17 protein-coding genes are annotated in these 17,487 nt (G+C 39.8%); 10 read left to right on the top strand and 7 right to left on the bottom strand.

Annotated features, from left to right (window positions below; all coding sequences use genetic code 11):
- Nucleotides 1-15: 15 nt before the first annotated feature.
- The 6 genes from AC5JMF_RS27590 to AC5JMF_RS27565 form a co-directional block, all read right to left on the bottom strand.
- Complete coding sequence (locus AC5JMF_RS27590) at nt 16-906, bottom strand: calcium-binding protein (RefSeq protein ID WP_495798902.1); 891 nt, start codon at nt 904-906, stop codon at nt 16-18.
- A gap of 203 nt (nt 907-1,109) precedes the next feature.
- Nucleotides 1,110-1,658 (bottom strand): hypothetical protein, encoded by a 549-nt coding sequence (locus AC5JMF_RS27585; protein ID WP_495798901.1) that lies wholly within the window; start codon nt 1,656-1,658, stop codon nt 1,110-1,112.
- Between the two features lie 481 nt (nt 1,659-2,139).
- On the bottom strand, nt 2,140-2,439 hold the full coding sequence (locus AC5JMF_RS27580) for a hypothetical protein (RefSeq protein ID WP_495798900.1): 300 nt from the start codon (nt 2,437-2,439) through the stop codon (nt 2,140-2,142).
- A gap of 331 nt (nt 2,440-2,770) precedes the next feature.
- Nucleotides 2,771-3,553: a peptidylprolyl isomerase gene (locus AC5JMF_RS27575; protein WP_495798899.1), complete on the bottom strand. Its 783-nt coding sequence runs from the start codon at nt 3,551-3,553 to the stop codon at nt 2,771-2,773.
- Between the two features lie 146 nt (nt 3,554-3,699).
- On the bottom strand, nt 3,700-5,241 hold the full coding sequence (locus AC5JMF_RS27570) for a beta-barrel domain-containing protein (RefSeq protein ID WP_495798898.1): 1,542 nt from the start codon (nt 5,239-5,241) through the stop codon (nt 3,700-3,702).
- Nucleotides 5,242-5,398: 157 nt separating this feature from the next.
- Nucleotides 5,399-8,455, bottom strand: a complete 3,057-nt coding sequence (locus tag AC5JMF_RS27565; protein ID WP_495798897.1) for an ABC transporter transmembrane domain-containing protein — start codon at nt 8,453-8,455, stop codon at nt 5,399-5,401.
- Nucleotides 8,456-10,487: 2,032 nt separating this feature from the next.
- On the opposite strand from AC5JMF_RS27565, the gene AC5JMF_RS27560 reads away from it, so the two are divergent.
- From AC5JMF_RS27560 to AC5JMF_RS27520, 9 genes are all read left to right on the top strand, one after another.
- Nucleotides 10,488-10,754: a hypothetical protein gene (locus tag AC5JMF_RS27560; RefSeq protein WP_495798896.1), complete on the top strand. Its 267-nt coding sequence runs from the start codon at nt 10,488-10,490 to the stop codon at nt 10,752-10,754.
- 527 nt (nt 10,755-11,281) lie between these two features.
- The gene (locus AC5JMF_RS27555) at nt 11,282-11,512 is read left to right on the top strand and encodes a hypothetical protein (RefSeq protein WP_495798895.1); all 231 of its coding nucleotides are present in this window, start codon (nt 11,282-11,284) and stop codon (nt 11,510-11,512) included.
- A gap of 155 nt (nt 11,513-11,667) precedes the next feature.
- The gene (locus AC5JMF_RS27550; protein ID WP_495798894.1) at nt 11,668-11,898 is read left to right on the top strand and encodes a hypothetical protein; all 231 of its coding nucleotides are present in this window, start codon (nt 11,668-11,670) and stop codon (nt 11,896-11,898) included.
- Nucleotides 11,899-12,053: 155 nt separating this feature from the next.
- Nucleotides 12,054-12,284: a hypothetical protein gene (locus AC5JMF_RS27545; RefSeq protein ID WP_495798894.1), complete on the top strand. Its 231-nt coding sequence runs from the start codon at nt 12,054-12,056 to the stop codon at nt 12,282-12,284.
- Nucleotides 12,285-12,442: 158 nt separating this feature from the next.
- Entirely contained in the window at nt 12,443-12,667 is a 225-nt protein-coding gene (locus AC5JMF_RS27540) for a hypothetical protein (protein ID WP_495798893.1), read from the top strand.
- Between the two features lie 206 nt (nt 12,668-12,873).
- Nucleotides 12,874-13,086 (top strand): hypothetical protein, encoded by a 213-nt coding sequence (locus AC5JMF_RS27535; protein WP_495798892.1) that lies wholly within the window; start codon nt 12,874-12,876, stop codon nt 13,084-13,086.
- Between the two features lie 21 nt (nt 13,087-13,107).
- Nucleotides 13,108-14,289 carry a phosphotransferase gene (locus AC5JMF_RS27530; RefSeq protein ID WP_495798891.1) on the top strand — a complete coding sequence of 394 codons (1,182 nt, stop codon included), beginning with the start codon at nt 13,108-13,110 and terminating at the stop codon, nt 14,287-14,289.
- A gap of 296 nt (nt 14,290-14,585) precedes the next feature.
- Nucleotides 14,586-15,689, top strand: coding sequence for a T3SS effector HopA1 family protein (locus AC5JMF_RS27525; protein WP_495798890.1), 1,104 nt, complete (start codon nt 14,586-14,588; stop codon nt 15,687-15,689).
- 132 nt (nt 15,690-15,821) lie between these two features.
- Nucleotides 15,822-16,130, top strand: coding sequence for a HetP family heterocyst commitment protein (locus AC5JMF_RS27520; RefSeq protein ID WP_495798889.1), 309 nt, complete (start codon nt 15,822-15,824; stop codon nt 16,128-16,130).
- A gap of 106 nt (nt 16,131-16,236) precedes the next feature.
- On the opposite strand, the gene AC5JMF_RS27515 is transcribed toward AC5JMF_RS27520, so the two are convergent.
- The gene (locus tag AC5JMF_RS27515; protein WP_495798888.1) at nt 16,237-16,902 is read right to left on the bottom strand and encodes a class I SAM-dependent methyltransferase; all 666 of its coding nucleotides are present in this window, start codon (nt 16,900-16,902) and stop codon (nt 16,237-16,239) included.
- Between the two features lie 67 nt (nt 16,903-16,969).
- On the opposite strand from AC5JMF_RS27515, the gene AC5JMF_RS27510 reads away from it, so the two are divergent.
- Nucleotides 16,970-17,377 carry a hypothetical protein gene (locus AC5JMF_RS27510; protein WP_495798887.1) on the top strand — a complete coding sequence of 136 codons (408 nt, stop codon included), beginning with the start codon at nt 16,970-16,972 and terminating at the stop codon, nt 17,375-17,377.
- The last annotated feature ends 110 nt before the right edge of the window (nt 17,378-17,487 follow it).

The following is a 17,487-nucleotide window of genomic DNA, read 5'->3' as shown; positions in this document are numbered from 1 at the left end:
TTACAAATTACAACACTAGCCAATCAGATCAACGCCTACCACAATACCTATCAGATCACGACCGCTAGGAAGTTGAGCAAAAATCAATGTATCAAGTTCACTAAAAGCAGATGTAATTCCAAATCTATAAGTCCCAGTTGGGTTCAACTGTAACTCATCAATACCTATTTCAAAGTCAAAAATAATCGCATAGTCATCGGAACCAGCGGCAGTATAAAAAGAACCTTCTTCATCCCCAAGCACAAATATATCTTTCTTACCATCGGGGGAAAAACTCGTGATAGTGCCAGTTTTGTCAACCGCACCACCACCCACCAATGAATCGATCTCAAAGGTTCCTGTACCACCACCAAACCCATTGAGAATGTCGCTACCAGCACCCCCAACAAGATAATCCTCAAAGAATCCTTCAGGAGCATCAGGAGATCCATTAGAACCTCCATTCAGTTCATCATCACCACTGCCACCAAACAATACGTCACTACCATCACTTCCATAGAGTTTGTCCTTGCCAGCTTCACCAAAAAGCAAGTCATCTCCAATACTGCCGAACAGAGCATCATTGTCGAGGCCTCCATAAAGGATGTCATTGCCAAGACCCCCATTGAGCTGATCGTTGCCACTACCCCCATAAAGGTTATCATCGCCAAGGCTGCCGCTTAAGTTATCATTACCGCTACCCCCATAAAGGGTGTCGTCGCCAAGGTTGCCGAACAAAAAATCATTGCCACCCCGCCCATTCAGTATGGAATTGCCTCCATTACCTGCAAAAATTTTGTCGTTACCACCTCCACCAGTTAAAATGTCACTACCACCAATTCCATAAATACTGTAACGATTAAGATTAGTATCTCCACCAGGCACACTTAATACATCATTGCGACTAGTTCCTCGTAAGGTAGGCATACTTTTTCTCTCCTCAATTTGAACGTTTATTTTCTAGCCAAATGGCTAAAACCAAGATTTTTGGTGAAAGTTTTATACTATGAGGGTTATGGATTATTTTCTGCCGAAAGCGATAAAAGAGGTAACTTTGCTAACAGGACGATGTTTACTTTTATTGCAAAATAGCTTTCTTGAAATTGCACTTGGAAAAAATTAGGTTTTATCTACAAAATATCCCCACCGAATATAGGGACGTCATTTTGTTGGTATTGAATAAGAATGGTGTCAGCTTTGCCATCATGCGTTGAATCAAAGCCTGCAAATACCAAATCTTTTTGATTGATTATATTTGCTACGATGTCAATCTTATAATCTCTAGACGCACTGAAATCAGCTATGAAATTAGCATTATTCCCTTTAGTCTCTTGGAGATTATTGTTACCAGCAGTACCAATCAAAATGTCGCGGTCTGCTGTCCTTAAAAGGGCGTTGTTCCCAAAAAAATCAGTTTCCTGACTGGAGCTTGTATCTATAAATGCGGGAGCGTCGCCGTCAATGCTGATTAAAAACGTAATGGAGGAATCATTGGCTGTTACAGTAGTTTTATTCGATGTCGCTCCGATTATAAAAACTTCTTCTTTTTTGCTAATTTTCCGGCCTGTAGGGGAAGTAGCTATTACATTTATACTACTGCCAGCACCAGTTGTATTGGTGTAGGACAGACCTCTGACAGAAACACTGCTACTGGAAACTCTGGCTTTAAAGGTACTCATTACACTCTCTCTTTACCCTGCTTGAGTGGTAATATCAGCCTTACAACTCCTCTAATCTTGAAGCGTCAACTTTGGTACTTATAATTAGAGACTAAACTGTGAAAGTGTTACCATTATTGACTTGATATCAGGATTGAATACTATCGCACTAGTGCAACTGAATTTTACGGCGTTGCTGAATCAAAGTACGAAAATCTCGCGATTAATGAAGAGATATTCGTGATTAATGGAAGCATAAGCCTTGCAACCATCTCACGAACTATGTTAGTGTATGTTTGCATAAATTTAGAAAACTGCTGAAAACTATATTGGAGTTATAGTTTTCAGCAATTTTTGAACATCCAATAGTAGGTTGAGTAGAGTATTGAATAACCCAACAAAATAATTGCCCCTAAGTGTTGGTTTTCTTGCTCACTCTAGCCTGCTTTGGTTTTTAAGCTTCATATCAAGCCAATTCAGTTTTATCAGCTAGCCACTTCTGCTATCTGCTAACGGAAATAGCGTTAACGAAAGTTTCAGAACGGCCGCGTTCGGTTTGTACACCACCAATAACACTAGTGAAGGTTCCTCTGCCGCTAGTAGCATCGGAGCTAACAACTAATTCAGCTGTATATCCTCTTAAGCCACCCAAGTTAGTAGTAACTGTCTTAGTGTATGTTTCGTCAACAACGGCTCTAACTCTCTTGTCTGAAGTAAAGGTGTTCCTGATTGTAGTACCACGACCACCAAAGATTTCTTCAGAGGTATTTTCCAAGTAGCTTAGATCAGAAATAATCATCATCTTTCTCCCGAATGTGTAAGTTGTTTGGGATTTTTGCCTTAACCAATTTGTGTTTGTTGGTTACACATTTACTATATGTCTGCTTTGATAAAAAGTCAATAGCTTTTGCAGAAAAATACTAAAAAAATGATTAGTACTTTTGATTTTATTAAGCAAGTATTTAACAAAAATAAAGGATAAAAACGCATAAAAAAATAAAGCAGCGAAAGTAAATTTTCGTTGTCTGACATGAGTTACAGTGATTAATTTTTATGTTTTAATCATGCCAAAAATATTTTTTGTAAATGGGAGGAATTAAAGGTTTTAAAGCTTGGTGTTGTGAGTAACAGATTTAAGATTGTTCTAGTAATTGATGCGGCGATCGCAAACTATTCTCTGAGTTTATTTGCAGATAAATTTCCACCGCTTGGACTTGTTGCCTTAACCAGTCAGAAAATGATTCTGTAATAATTTTTTGCCGCAATTTTTCATCTAGTTGGGGTTGAATAACTTCTTCCACCCAAATTAAATGCACTCCCTTGGAAGTCGTAATTGGCTTGAGAACTTCTGGTGGTGCAGCAGCAAAGATAGCTGCTGCAATCTCAGGACGAAAATCTTTGCGGTATTGGAATCCCTGATATCCATAAGTGCGGCGGAGTTCTGGTTCTGAGATATATAGACGGGCGACTTGTGGAAAGCTGATTTCACCTTCTTTTAGGGCATAAAAAAGCTCTAAAGCTAAGTCTCGTGCATCAAAGAGAACTTCGTAGGTGACAGCAGCAACATAATCTAGTTGGTGTTCATAAAAGAACTTTTCAACTTGATCTGAAAATAATTGATTTGCTAACTTCTTGAACAAAACATTGTTGTAGGTTAATTCTTCAAACTCATTCACAGATAGGTGATGTTTTTCTAACCATGTCCAAGTATCTTTGGCTTTTACAAGCCCTTCTGCAAACCTTAAATCATCTCCTGCTTGCTGTAGTTCTTCTGGTATGACTGTAATTCCCAGATTTTGAGCTGTTTCAGCAATAATGCTTTGGGATGCTATTGTATTGACTACATCAGGTATTTGGCAGGAAAGTTTAAGGCTGTGAATAATATCGGAACTAGAAATTATCAAGCTCTGGGGCATAATACGATACCTCCAATATATTGAGGGAGTAGGGAGTGGGGAGTGGGGAGTGGGGGAAGAAAGTTTTTGTTTTATTTGTAGGATTTATGAGGGAGTGACGGAAGAATCAAACCGTAAGTCCTGATTTGTATTACGCAGCATTTTGACTAAAGTTCTAAACCGCCTTTTTGCATTTTTTGAAATGGATCTAAGATGAAGTCAATTACTCGACGGCGACGGGTAATTACTTCTGCTGTAGCTGTTTGGCCAGAACTTAATTGAATATGTTGCTTACCACTCTGGAGATAAGGTTTATCGAGGGTGATTTCTAACTCAAAGTTTTCGATACTACCTTGGGGTGTTTGCTGCACCTTCGTATCGGGTGAAATCCAATTTACCTGTCCTGGCATAACCCCGTATTCTTGGAAAGGATAAGCATCGAACTTGATTTTTACTGGCATTCCTACTTTCAAAAAGCCGCTTTGCTGGCTGGGCATATTAGCTTTGAGGACAAAACCAGCATCTTTAGGGGCAATCTGAGCAATCCTTTGGCCTGGGTGTAGTACTACTCCGGGTTTAGAGGCTGGGAACTCAAAAATCATCCCGTCAATGGGCGATCGCACCACTTTTTGCGCTAACTGAAACTTTAAGGATGCAATCTGGCTTGTGGTTTGAACGATTTGCGATCGCAGTCCAGTAATTTGTGTCTCTAGGTTGTTGAGTTGTTCTTGACTTTTGAGCGCAGCTAGTTTTCCGGCTTGCACCACGCTTTCATAGTTGCTCTGTTGTTCTTGGAGTTGGAGTTTTGCTTGGTTGATATCAGACTCGAGCTGATTGATTGTTGCTTGGTAACGATTTGTTTCTTCGCTTAAGCGCAATTGGGCTTGTTTGATGTCAGACTGTGCTTTTTGATAAAGTCTTTTACTCTCCTGTTGTTCTTTTTTGAGTTCGTCAACTTGAGTTGCAGAAACTGCACCATCACTCACAAGTTGGCTAAAGCGTTTGACTTGTCTTGAATCTATACCCAAACGAGTTTGGGCTGTCTTTTGATCGTCTTGAGTAGCGTTAATCTGCTGCTGCGCCTGACTAACTAGCGCCTGTTTTTCTAATTTTTGTAGGTTGTAGTTACTCTGTTTAGCCTTAAAATTCTGCTGTGCCTGGTTAAGTTGGGCAACTTTTTCTAATTCTTGAGATTTGTTTTGTTGCTCTTGGACATTGATTGTTAACTGTAATTGGTTTTTGAGTAATTCTAGCTGCGTCTGCTGAGTGAGTAACCCAAATAGCTGAGCTTGAGCTTGTTGCAGTTCTGCTTGCTGCATATCAGATTCTAGTTCCAGTAGAATTTGCCCTGCTTTAACGGTGTCTCCTTCTTTGACTCTGACAGCAGTAACCCTACCTCCAAATAAATTATCTAATTTTTGTGTTGCTCCTTTAGGTTCTATGCGGCCTCTGGCGCTGCCTGTTTCATCCACATTGGCAAACATCGACCAAGGTAGGACAATCACAGCAAAACCCAGCATGACGTACAGTACAGAACGTGTCCAAAGTTTGGGCAGGGCATCTAGTAGTTCTTCAGTTCCGTAAAACCAATCTTCAGTTTCTGCTTGATGAGCAGTTTCAACAGATTCACCAGGTTCGATGTAAATTTGGTCATCCTGTTCTGCTTGTTGATCAGCAAGAGCAGAGGATGAATTATGAGGGTGTGGCATAATTCGTAATTCGTAATGACGCTCGAGGACTCGCTAACGCTGCGCTAACGTAATTCGTAATTCGGAACTTCTACTGAGCGGAGTCGTACCCTACGGGATCTTGCGACAGGAGAAGTATGGGGAATGGGGAGTGGGTGGGAAAGATTTTATTTCTCACTTAGCACTCAGCACTCAGCACTTTGCTATAACTGACATCCAGTTGTTGTTGATTTAAGTAGAAGTAATGACCTTTTTTGGCGATTAATTCTTCGTGAGTACCGCTTTCGACTAAAACACCGTGATCTAAGACTAGGATTAAGTCTGCATGACGCACGGTAGAAAGGCGATGAGCAATCACTAAGCTTGTCCGTCCTTTGAGAATTGTTTTTAAATTGTTTTGAATTATGTGTTCTGATTCGGCGTCGAGATTACTGGTGGCTTCATCGAAAATTAATAAGCGGGGATTCCCTAGCAAAGCACGGGCTATTGCTAAGCGTTGGCGTTGTCCACCGGAGAGCATTCCGCCACCTTCACCTATTTGGGTTTCGTAACCCATGGGTAACTGTTGAATAAATTCGTCTGCTCCCGCTAGATGTGCTGCTTCTGTAATTTCCTCTAAGGAAGCGTGGGGATGAGCAATGCCGATATTTTCTTTGACTGTTCCGCCAAACAAGAAGTTATCTTGATCAACGACACCAATCTGCGTCCGTAGCGATCGCAAAGCAATACTCTTAAGATCATGACCGTCAATTAAGACTTTGCCATCTGTGGGGGGATATAAACCTAAAATTAACTTGCTCAGGGTTGTTTTCCCTGAACCGCTACGCCCAACAACGGCGATCATTTGCTCTGGTAGAATCTCAAAGCTGATATTTTCGAGGATATTCACATCGCTTTCTGGGTGATAGCGGAAAGTCACGTTATCAAAGCGGATATGAGCGCGGAGTGTAGATAAAGGTTTGCGAGAACAGGTGAGTAGGTCTTCTTCTGGCTTTGCTTCCAAGACATCGTTTAGTCGTTCTACGGAAATAAAGATTTCCTGCAACTGGTTCCAAACTCCTGCCAATCGCTTGAAGGGACTGATAACGTTTCCCATCAGCATATTGAAAGCTATCAACTGTCCAATGGTGAGTTCTTGATTAATCACCAGCCATGCCCCATACCACAACAACCCCGCAGACATCAAGGTATCGATGCTAGCGCTGATTACTTGCAAACGAATGCCAATTACCTGTGCATTAAAACCTTTTTTGACTAAAGTGTGGAGTAATTCTTCCCAATGCCAGCGTACTGTCTGCTCAATCGCCATTGAGCGCACAGAACGAATCCCTGTCAGAGATTGAATTAGATAGCTGTTCTCCTCGGCTCCAGCATTAAAAATCTCTCTGGACATGCGACGCAAAATGTTTGTACTTGCCAATGCCAAGATGAAAAATGGCGGCACAATCAACAGCACCAACAATGTCATGCTCTTGTTATACCAGAACATCACTGCCAGATAGATAACTATTGTTAATAAATCCAGGATGATCGATAGAGTTTCCCCTGTGAGAAAACGCTGTATTTTCTCATTTTCTTCGATTCGCGAAACAATATCGCCAACGTAACGAGACTCAAAGAAAGATAAGGGTAATCGAAACGTGTGTTTGATAAAACCTACCAAAAGTGCAACACTGACACGGTTCGCTGTATGCGCTAGCAAATATTGCCGCACGGCGTTCATGACAATGCTAAACAATCCAAAAATTATTAATCCTAAACTGACGGCGGTTAGAGTAATGGTACTGCCCTGTACAATCACTCTGTCTAGTAGTAGTTGGGTAAAGATTGGCGTAATTAATCCGAATACTTGGAGTAACAAAGATGCTAGAAATACCTCTAGCAGCACTCTCCAATGGGGTTTAACTAAATCAAAGAATCGCCACAAGGAGCTATTTGCTACTTCGGTATCTTGGAGTGCTGCGGTGGGTTGCAATAGCAATGCATAACCAGTCCAGCCATCGTTGAATTCCGCGCGAGTCAGGTTGCGTTGTCCGATCGCGGGATCGCAGATAATCACCCGTTTTTTGGTAATCTCATAAACAACAATGTAATGTTTGCCTTGCCAATGAGCGATCGCAGGTAAAGCTTGCTCTGCTAATTTATCTAAGCTGGCTTTCACGGGACGGCTAATAAAACCGAGAGTTTCGGCCGCTACTGCCAAAGCAGGCAAGGATGCACCGCTATGATTGACGTTGGTTAACTCTCGCACTTTATTGGCGCTGAAATGCTTACCCCAATGACGGCCGATCATTACCAAACAAGCTGCGCCACAGTCGGAGGCGCTATGTTGAGCAAAGAAAGGATAGCTTTTGGTTAGGCGTTCCCATAAATGCCCAACTGCAACCTTGGGTGTGGGAAAATAGGGGTCGCTTTTTGGCTGCGGTTGTGACTGGAAATCTCGCTGTGGAAAGGGTATGACATTCCTAGCGGAAATCCGTTCTGAGGATGTCTGCGGCTTTGGCGATATCCCCACAAGCATCTGTTCATCGTCTACTAATTCCCCTAACTGTGGACAATGTTGCAGTGCAGTTTCCCAATCCGCATTTCTGAGAACATATAGGGTGGTGGGTAGCGTTGCTTGCCAGCTGGCTTGTTTTTCTGGTTCTAAAGCCAAAATGTTTCCTGGTGTCAAGATATAACCATCACAATGCTCTAGTTGACCTTTGTACAACAACCACAATTTGGCATCTGGAGGTAATGAAGCACTCACAGAACCTATTGCTAGTTGATGCCTCTCAAATAGAGACAGAGCGCCGAGCATTCCCTGGAGCGGCTTTTGACAACAGAGCAGCACATCTGTCATCTCAGCACGAGCAAAAAGGCGATCGCAAATTATCGGATATTTACACATCACCTCTTGTAAAGCTTTCTCCTCGAAAAAGCCCAGCTTTAAATTCACAGCAGATCTAGCGGCGTAAGGTTGAAACTCCTGTTTTCCAAATAAAGTCATCTCGCCAAACGACCCCCCAGTCGTCAGCGTCGTGATTAAATTCTCAGAACTATCCAGCAGTCTGACTTTTCCCGCCAAAATCAGATAAATTCCCGCCTTTGCCTCCGTTGTTTGCCAGAACTGCCTTGCTACAGTTGGTTCCAAGATTTCCACCGCTGCCAAACATCCGTCAAGTTCCTGATGCGAAAGTTTCTCGCCCAAAACTTGATTAAGTTGCTGTTCTAACTGTTGCCGTGAAAACACAGTTTCCTCCTGCAAGTTTCACATCACCGAATCAATGCTGAGTGTTAACGTTGCATATTAGCGTCTTCCCCTGGGAGCCACCCCCGTTGTAGCAAGTGGTGTGGTTTCCCCCATGAGCGACTGGCGTTGAAAACCCTCCTTTACTCACTGGACTCACCGCGTCGCTCAAAACGCGAAATTTCAAAAACCTACCCATAAAAGTTCCCTACTCCCCACTCCCCATTTAAAGATGACACTCAAGAGTTTTTACTGAGTAAGCAAACCTATTCGTTACACAGCTATTGGTGTAACAATTGCTGATTATCAGGTAAATTAACTTAAAAAAACCCAATATCTGACAAATCTGGATTTTTCGACAATATTTACTTGTATATCTAATATCAAGCTACTTACTTGCTTTTGTAGCTGAAAAGGTGTTGAAAACTTGTTCTTTCGCGTGCTGTTGTAATTCTCGAAAGCCTTGTATTGACTGTAATAGTGTGGCATAATACAACCCAGTTGCCTTCCAATGTAAAACGTGGACGAACTTGTCCTTTGCAGCTGTCAAAAGCCTGGCAGCTAATTCAGCAGCTGCAAAATTAATTAGTCCTGCAAACGCTAATTAACCATTTACATGATGTGCAACTAAATACCGGGTTCTCTTCCCTAGTGCTTTGCGAGTCTAGGGAAGTTGTCCCGGATTTATAAGAAATTTTTATTGTGTTGTGGTCTGCTTTCGATAGCCGCTAAGCCTAAAGCAGAAAAACACTTAAAAAATCTAAAGCACACCATATGATAATTTGTGGTTTTGCGAATCTCACGAAATCTTGAATCTTAATTAAAACTTTGCTGAGTAACAAAAATAATAGTGCTTGATTATTTGGAAAAACTCGGATACCGGATCAACCTTGAGTAAAGTTTTTCAAGGCATTTGCACGTAGTAGGTGGGAAACATGGCTATAAAATTAGTCCCCAGATATATGCTCTGCATCAGAGATTTACCTCCAATCTCAGCAACATTATTTACTGACACAGCCGAACCTGACTCTAAAACCTAAATCAAACAGGAAACTCTACACTAATGGGTTAAGTTTCAAAGACCTGCCTAGACTTGACCGTAACCAGTATCTGTGCTTGTACTAAACGAGAGTTACAAGGGAAGATAGTCACGATAGGGATTTTTGAAGTCTACTAGCAACTCTTATTTTTTAACCATGTGCTAATAGCACTGTTATTTAATTAGCAGATTCTTCTCTGTTTAGTCAACATACTTTTAAAGTAAAGCAACATTTCAACCGGATTTTAGCTTAATTTTGGCTGATTTAAGCCGGAATATGAGCTTTTTTATGAAATTTTTGATGAGGGTAATACTTAATAAATTCAAAAACTACTATTAAGTAGCTTTAACTTATACTAAGAAAAGAGTAAAAGGTGGACATAAAAAATACATTTTATGCATCTATCTGAAGTAATAGATTTACTTACTTGATCATGTATCCATCTGAAGTAATAAGTTTAAGTATTATCTTACACAATTATGTGATTTGAGAATTCAAAAAAATCGGTGGTAATCCTGTTATTTCAAGGGTTAGGAGGAATAATTGCCTGCCTCCAAATTCATTAGGTATTAGTCTTAGTTAATTAATACTGGTAACTAAATAACTCAAAATCTCGCGGTTATCAAAACATCGATTTGCTTATTTTTATCAAAAGCGGTGGGATAAGTAAAATTACTACTTCTACCCAAGAGCGATCGCTCTTAAACTACTACAGCAATAAAATTTGATTTGCAGATACAATTTACCAGAGCAAATAAAAGTATCCACTTCCATTGTCAATTCCCACCTAACTAACAAGTAAGACAAAAAACTTCCAATACTCTAAAATATTCAGTTTCCCAGACCAAATTACTTTAATTGTGTCCTTGAAGTTAACCTAAAAGCCTTGATTTTATCAAATAAAACTCCAAAATAGAAGAGAGATATTTTGGATTTGAAGTTTCATCTGATCCAAAGTTATTTATTTAAGCTCACTGACTTTTGAGAGGTGAAAAATGGCTAGGGTAATAATCTCCAATTTGGTTGTTATTAGAGAAGAAAATCTGCTCACTGAACTAGAATCTTGGGAAATGAGGTCGATACAAGGTGGTAATACAGTAGAAGAAGGTACTGTAGAGAATGGCACAAGAAGAAGACGAAGACGACGGAGAAGCTCACTGACAATCGATTCAACCAATCTATCAGCCACTTTAGATGATATCAGCGTTATTCTCGCTGATATTGCCGGTCAATTGGATGAATCACTTCAAAGTTTGGGTTAAGAAACACATTCTTGAGCAGATTTTTGGAATTGAATTTTCCTTATAATCGTGTATTCTAAGTTTAATTAACATTAGAATACACGATTTTTAATGGTAAATATTAATGTCAGAATCTGAGTAAATTCATGAAATTATCTGCGTGGTACGCGTTCGCGAAGCATCTCACGCAGAAGCGCAGCGCGAGCGCGATAGGTGGGGAGTGGGGAGTAAAGACCGCAGTAGCTTTCTTGCTCCCCTGCCTTTCAACGCGCAAATTAAATGTTTAACAGCTTATCTATTAACCTACCCCTGTTAGAGAGAAAAACAAGTGTATTCCACATAATTCACATCTCTATTATGTGAAAGAATCTCAGTTTACAAATAAAACTATAAAAGACACAAGTCATTTATTTATGTCTTTTTCAGCCAATTTATAGCCTTGACTTTCTAAATTGTTCTGAATAAAAATTGCATTAACGGTTAAGCAAAACACAGCTTAATCGATTGCAAAAAAACTTGATTTTAAGCTACTCTTTCAGGAGTTAATCATGGCAAATATCACTCTTTCTGAACTTCACGTTGGTTCTCAATTGTTTCAAGATTCTGAAAGCTTTCTGAATGAATTGAACGATGTAGATGGAATCTCTGGTGGTGGTTCTGGTTTCAGTGATTTCTGGGGATTTGACAAGTTAATTGAAGGCTATGTCAATGTATATGCTATTGGCCATGTAACCTACTTAGCTAAATCCTTTAGTTCAAACGGTGGTTACGATTACTAATAGCTTTGTAGTTAACTACTAAGCTATATAGCTCTCCTGGGTTTACAAAATAAAAGCAACAATCTTTGTGATTAACAAGAGATTTTTGAATTACTAAGTACCCAGGATAGCAACCCCAATTAAATGATTTGTAATAAGCATTTTAGGAGTTAATCATGGCAAATATCACTCTTTCTGAGCTTCATGTTGGTTCTCAATTGTTCCAAGATTCCGAAAGCTTCCTCAATGATTTGAGCGATGTAGATGGAATCTCTGGTGGTAATTATGGCGTTAGCAATTTTTACGGATTTGACAAAATCATCGAAGGCTATGTCAACGTATACGCCATCGGTCATGTAACCTACTTAGCTAAATCCTTTAGCTCAAATGATGGTTACGGCTACTAATAATAGCTTTGTAATTAACTACTGAGCTAGATGGCTTTCCTGGGCCATAAAAATCAAAGTAATCTCTGTGATAAATATGAGATTTTTAGATTACTAAACGCCCAGGATAGCCAACAAAATTAAAAAATTTGTAATAAGCATTTTAGGAGTTAATCATGGCAAATATCACTCTTTCTGAGCTTCATGTTGGTTCTCAATTGTTCCAAGATTCCGAAAGCTTCCTCAATGATTTGAGCGATGTAGATGGAATCTCTGGTGGTAATTATGGCGTTAGCAATTTTTACGGATTTGACAAAATCATCGAAGGCTATGTCAACGTATACGCCATCGGTCATGTAACCTACTTAGCTAAATCCTTTAGCTCAAATGATGGTTACGGCTACTAATAATAGCTTTGTAATTAACTACTGAGCTAGATGGCTTTCCTGGGCCATAAAAATCAAAGTAATCTCTGTGATAAATATGAGATTTTTAGATTATTCAACCCCCAGGATAGCTACTAATTAAACTAAACAATTTGTAATAAACATTGTAGGAGTTAGTCATGGCAAATATCACTCTTTCTGAGCTTCACGTTGGTTCTCAATTGTTCCAAGATTCTGAAAGCTTTCTCAATGACTTAAGTGATGTAGACGCTATTTCCGGTGGTAGTTATGGCTTTAGCGACATGTCTGGATTTGACAAGCTAATTGAAGGATATGTCAATATATACGCTATTGGACATATTGCTTACTTAGCTAAGTCATTCAGCAGCCATTCTGAAGCTTAGTTTTGTAGTAGATTACTGAGCTACATAAGTTTATTGAGATAGATCGCGCTTTAACATTAACAAAGTTGTCTTTTTAACCAAGTTATTAATTAACGCTAACTCGCCTACATTGTGATTGACTAGCTTGTAGTGAATTGCTGAGCCAAATTAAGATACTAATTGCTTAATTTGGCTCCTACTTAGCCATTGTCTAAGATATAAATAAAATGGCAACTATCATATTTTATGAATTGCAAGCTGCTGATGCAGAAAATTTTATCAACGACTTGACCGATAGGGATTCGACATCTGTATATGGTGGTCAAGACTATGTGCTTGAGCAAAATATTGAGTTTCTAATGATGATTACTAGGGCTGCGATCGCACTGCTTGCAATCTATGCTATTACGCAAATAGCTAAGTCATTCACTAGTCGTTAACTTTGAACTTTATTTAAAGCCATGCCACCATTTGTATTAAGTTCTCAAAACGTTTTTGATTACCTAATTGCCCAAGGTTTGTGTACTCAAGAAGAAAAATCATCAAGCCAAATAGAGTTAAAACCTGCTAAAAACTTTAATTTATTACTGAATTTACCGAATAATCGGAAACTCTTGGTTAAACAAGAGCGTTATAATCGTGAAGGTAAAACCGCTGGCGAATTTTTGCAAGAATGGCGAGTTCACGACTTACTCCACAGATTTACAAAATTGAGTCCAATTCGTCATTATTTCTCAGAAGCAGTGAATTTTGATAATGATCATTCAATCATTGTTTTCAATTATCTCAATGATTATCGTGACTTAACAGATTTCTACATTAAAGAGACTTTTTTTCCTCATGAAATTGCCACGGCAATTGGAATTACTCTATCATCAATTCATCGCCTAACTATTGACTGTCAAGACTATCAAAATTTCTTTCAAAATGCTGAGAATGGTTTTGAGCAACAGACTCCTAACTTAGCTCGGAGTCTAGAGAGAATCACTCCAGCAATTTTTGGTGCTGTTCCTAGCGATGGTTTGAAATTCTTTACTTTATATCAACGTTATGACAGCTTAGGAAAAGCGATCGCAGATTTAAACAATATTTTTACACCCTGTTGTTTAACCCATAATGACCTCAAGCTGAACAATATTCTTTTATCCTTGAGTTGGGAAGCAGCAATTTACGAGGACTACCCTTTAGAAGAAAGCATCATTCGATTTATTGATTGGGAACGCTGTGCATGGGGAGATCCAGCTAACGATTTAGGAACAGTAATTGCCAGCTATTTGCAAATATGGTTGAATAGCATGATTACCAGCAAATCGATGGCAATTGAGCAATCTTTACGTTTAGCGACAACTCCTTTGCAACTGCTCCAACCTTCGATGACAGCACTAGTTAATGCTTACTTGATTAACTTCCCAGAAATCTTAGAGCAACGTCCCGATTTCTTGCAGCGAGTGATGCAATTTTGCGGCTTAGCTTTAATTAGAGCTATTCAAGCAACACTCCAGCATGAAAAAACTTTTGGGAATGCCGGGATTTGTATGCTGCAAGTTGCTAAGAGTTTGCTTTGCCGTCCGGAAGAGTCAATTTTATCGATTTTTGGTGTTGAAATCTCAGATCTCATGCCTGCAACCTTGTCTCTCGCGTAGAGGGATGAGGGGGCAGGGGAGAAATAATCATTCTCCATGGGTTTCGACTTTACTCAACCCACTGTTTATTCCCTACTCTCAATTTACCGTGGGTTTCAACTTCGCTCAACCCACTCTCCACCTTTCAAGGGTAGGTTTTTCATATTCAGTCTGAAAAAGCCTATTTTTCCGTTCCGAAATCTTTCTCCGCGTCCCCGCGTCTCCCCGTCTCCGCGTCAACCAAAACGCGAAATCTAAAAAACCTACCCATAAGAGCCACTCTCCACTCCCTACTCCCTACTCCCCACTCAACACATATGCAACTATTAAATTTGCCAGAAAACCAACTGTTAGAACTTTCAGAGTCATTGCAGACATTGCTGCAAGATATTGTTAACCAGGTTCAGATAGAATCTCACTATTCTATTAAACATCCAGACTACAAAGCTTTAGAATTGCCAGAGTCAGCAATTTCTCGCTTTCAGCAATTGCCTTTAGAAAATCAAAATAGATATTTGAGTATACAATTACGTAGTTTTCTTTATGGCATTTACTACAATGGCTCTTTGAAAAGTGCCCTTGCACCTGATGCGGATGTAACGAATTTAGCACTTAATCAAAATTTAGAAAACAATACATTGTTAGGTGTTGATGTAGGATTTTACAATCGCTTGCATGATAGCAACAGAGGTGAAGGTTACTGGAGTGACGCTTGGCTAGTTGTCAGAGAAGAAACAGATGGTACTTTGGCAGTACTTAGGAATGGTTTAACATTACATATAGAACGCGATCACCATTTGCAACCACAACATCAAGCTGCTACTGTTGGTAACACAGTAGCAATCAAAATGCCCAAGAATATTGTGCAAAATGGGTTTTATATGGCTGTAGGGAATGCTGGTGCTTCTCAATCTCATGAGAACATGGTGCGCGTCTACTTTAATTTAACTCCAGAAGGCGCAGTTGCCATGATGAGCAGCTTGACCGAACAACTCAACGCTCTCTCAATTCGTTTCTCGTTTAAAGCTCTATACAACCCTTCAGATTATGAGCGTTATGACTCAGCGGTGTTTTACTTTAACAAAATTAATTATCAAATTGTTCATTCTGTATTAGAGAGATTATATATAGAACATCAATCCTATTTTTCTGAAGAAGTACCTTTGTTTACCAAATTAATTGCACCAGGCTTAGCAATTGCTGAAGAACCAGACCACAAATTTGGTGAACAAGAAAGTTTTGGCACAAACCGCTGTCAAGTTATTGCTAATGGTTTAATTGAAGCGTGGCTAAATGGTAACGACACTCCAGATGGTAGAATGGTATCAATTTTAAACCACTTCTCCTTACACAATATTGAGTTACAGCGTCCTTATCTCAACGCCAACTCAGAAGATATCTATACTTCATTGAAGTTATAAAAATTATCGAATAAGGGAACGCTTAACAAGTTTGTCACCAAGAAAAAAGGGGTGTAAATTTACTTTACACCCTATTCCTTTACTTTTATACCCAAAAAACAGAAGCTTTTGTAATTTTTTGAAGGTAATTATATGACTCAAGATTTCTTCGAGCCAAACGAAGCAATAAATAAGATATATAATTTAAAAAACGAAGAATTAGCACAAATTATCCAAGCCATTCTCGCTGGTAAATACTCGTGGGCTTGTGTTTTAATCCTTTATTTTACTGGGTATAATCCTCTAGAATATATACCTTATCGCACCTTCGTTCGCTTAATAAAAAACAACCCTCTACCTGAAAAAAATAACCTTCCTCAAACTACTAATCAAAATTTAGAATTGTTGGAACTAGACTCAACCTGGATGGAACTAGGTAATAGTAAACATGATGTTAATTAAATTCTTGAGAATTGGGAATTGGTAATTGTCATTTGTCATTAATCATTGATTTATTCTCCGCGTCCCCAGTCCCCAGTCCCCAGTCCCCAGTCCCCAGTCCCCATTCTCACCCTCGCTTGAGTGCCAAAGTTAGTCCATCGGCTATGGGGACAAGGGAGAGGGCGACGCGTTCGTCGTGGTGTAATTTGTTATTAATAGCGCGAATAGCTTGAGTACTTTCATCTTGAATTTGTGAGTCGGCAACTTGTCCAGACCACAACACATTATCAATAGCAATCAATCCACCAGGACGTACTAGTTGCAGACATCTCTCGTAATATCCATCATAATTTTCTTTATCCGCATCGATAAAAGCAAAATCAAATGTCTGTGCTTGTCCACTTGCCAACAGCTCATCTAAAGTTTCCAAAGCTGGAGCTAAGCGTAGGTCAATTTTATCAGCAACCCCTGCTTTGTGCCAATAGCGTCGAGCGATCGCAGTATATTCCTCACTCACATCAAGCGCGATTATTTTCCCGTCAGCAGGCAGTGCTAAGGCTATGCAAAGTGAACTATAACCTGTAAATACGCCAACTTCTAAGGTTTTCTTCGCGCCAATTAGCTCTACTAATAAAGCCATAAATTGCCCTTGTTCTGGTGAAATCTGCATTCCACCTCTGGGATGGTTAGCAGTTTCTTGGCGCAACTGCAAAAGCATCTCCGGTTCTCGCAACGAAGCAGATAAAAGGTAATTGTAAAGTTGGTTATCAAGATTAGTGGTTTGTTTCGGCATGGTAGATGAGAAAATGTAAGGCATCTACCGTTATACTATCGCTGGAGAGTCAGATATCAGGAATAACATGGTGCGGTGGGTTTTGACAGCGATTTTGCTAGTATTATTGACAGCTTGTGGTAGTGCTGGATTGTTACCGAATAACCAGTTAGTCAAAAAAGCGATCGCACTTGAGCTATCGCAAACCCAGCAGCAACTCAGCCAGCAACTAGATTTAGATTTCCGAGGATTTGAAATCAAACGGCTATCAATTGAGCAAGAACAACCGCTGAATATTGATAGTTTACCAGCTTTCCGTGTCCGGGGAACCTACGACTTGATTATCAAACTACCAAAAAGACGCTTGACGCAACCCCAAAAACCCTTTGAAGTTTACCTGCAAATTCAGCAAGAAGGCAAAACTTGGCGATTACTACTACCAGATAAGGCTAGTAAAAATACTCAACCAGTTTGGCGTAGTTATTTGATTCAGTGAGGGACTGGGGACGCGGGGACGCGGGGACGCGGGGACGCGGAGAATAATTAATAACAAATGACAATTCCCCAGTCCCCAGTCCCCAGTCCCCAGTCCCCAGTCCCCAGTCC

This window comes from Desmonostoc vinosum (assembly GCF_059505385.1).
Note: the sequence above shows the minus strand (reverse complement) of the source record. Positions and strands in the feature narration are given on the sequence as shown.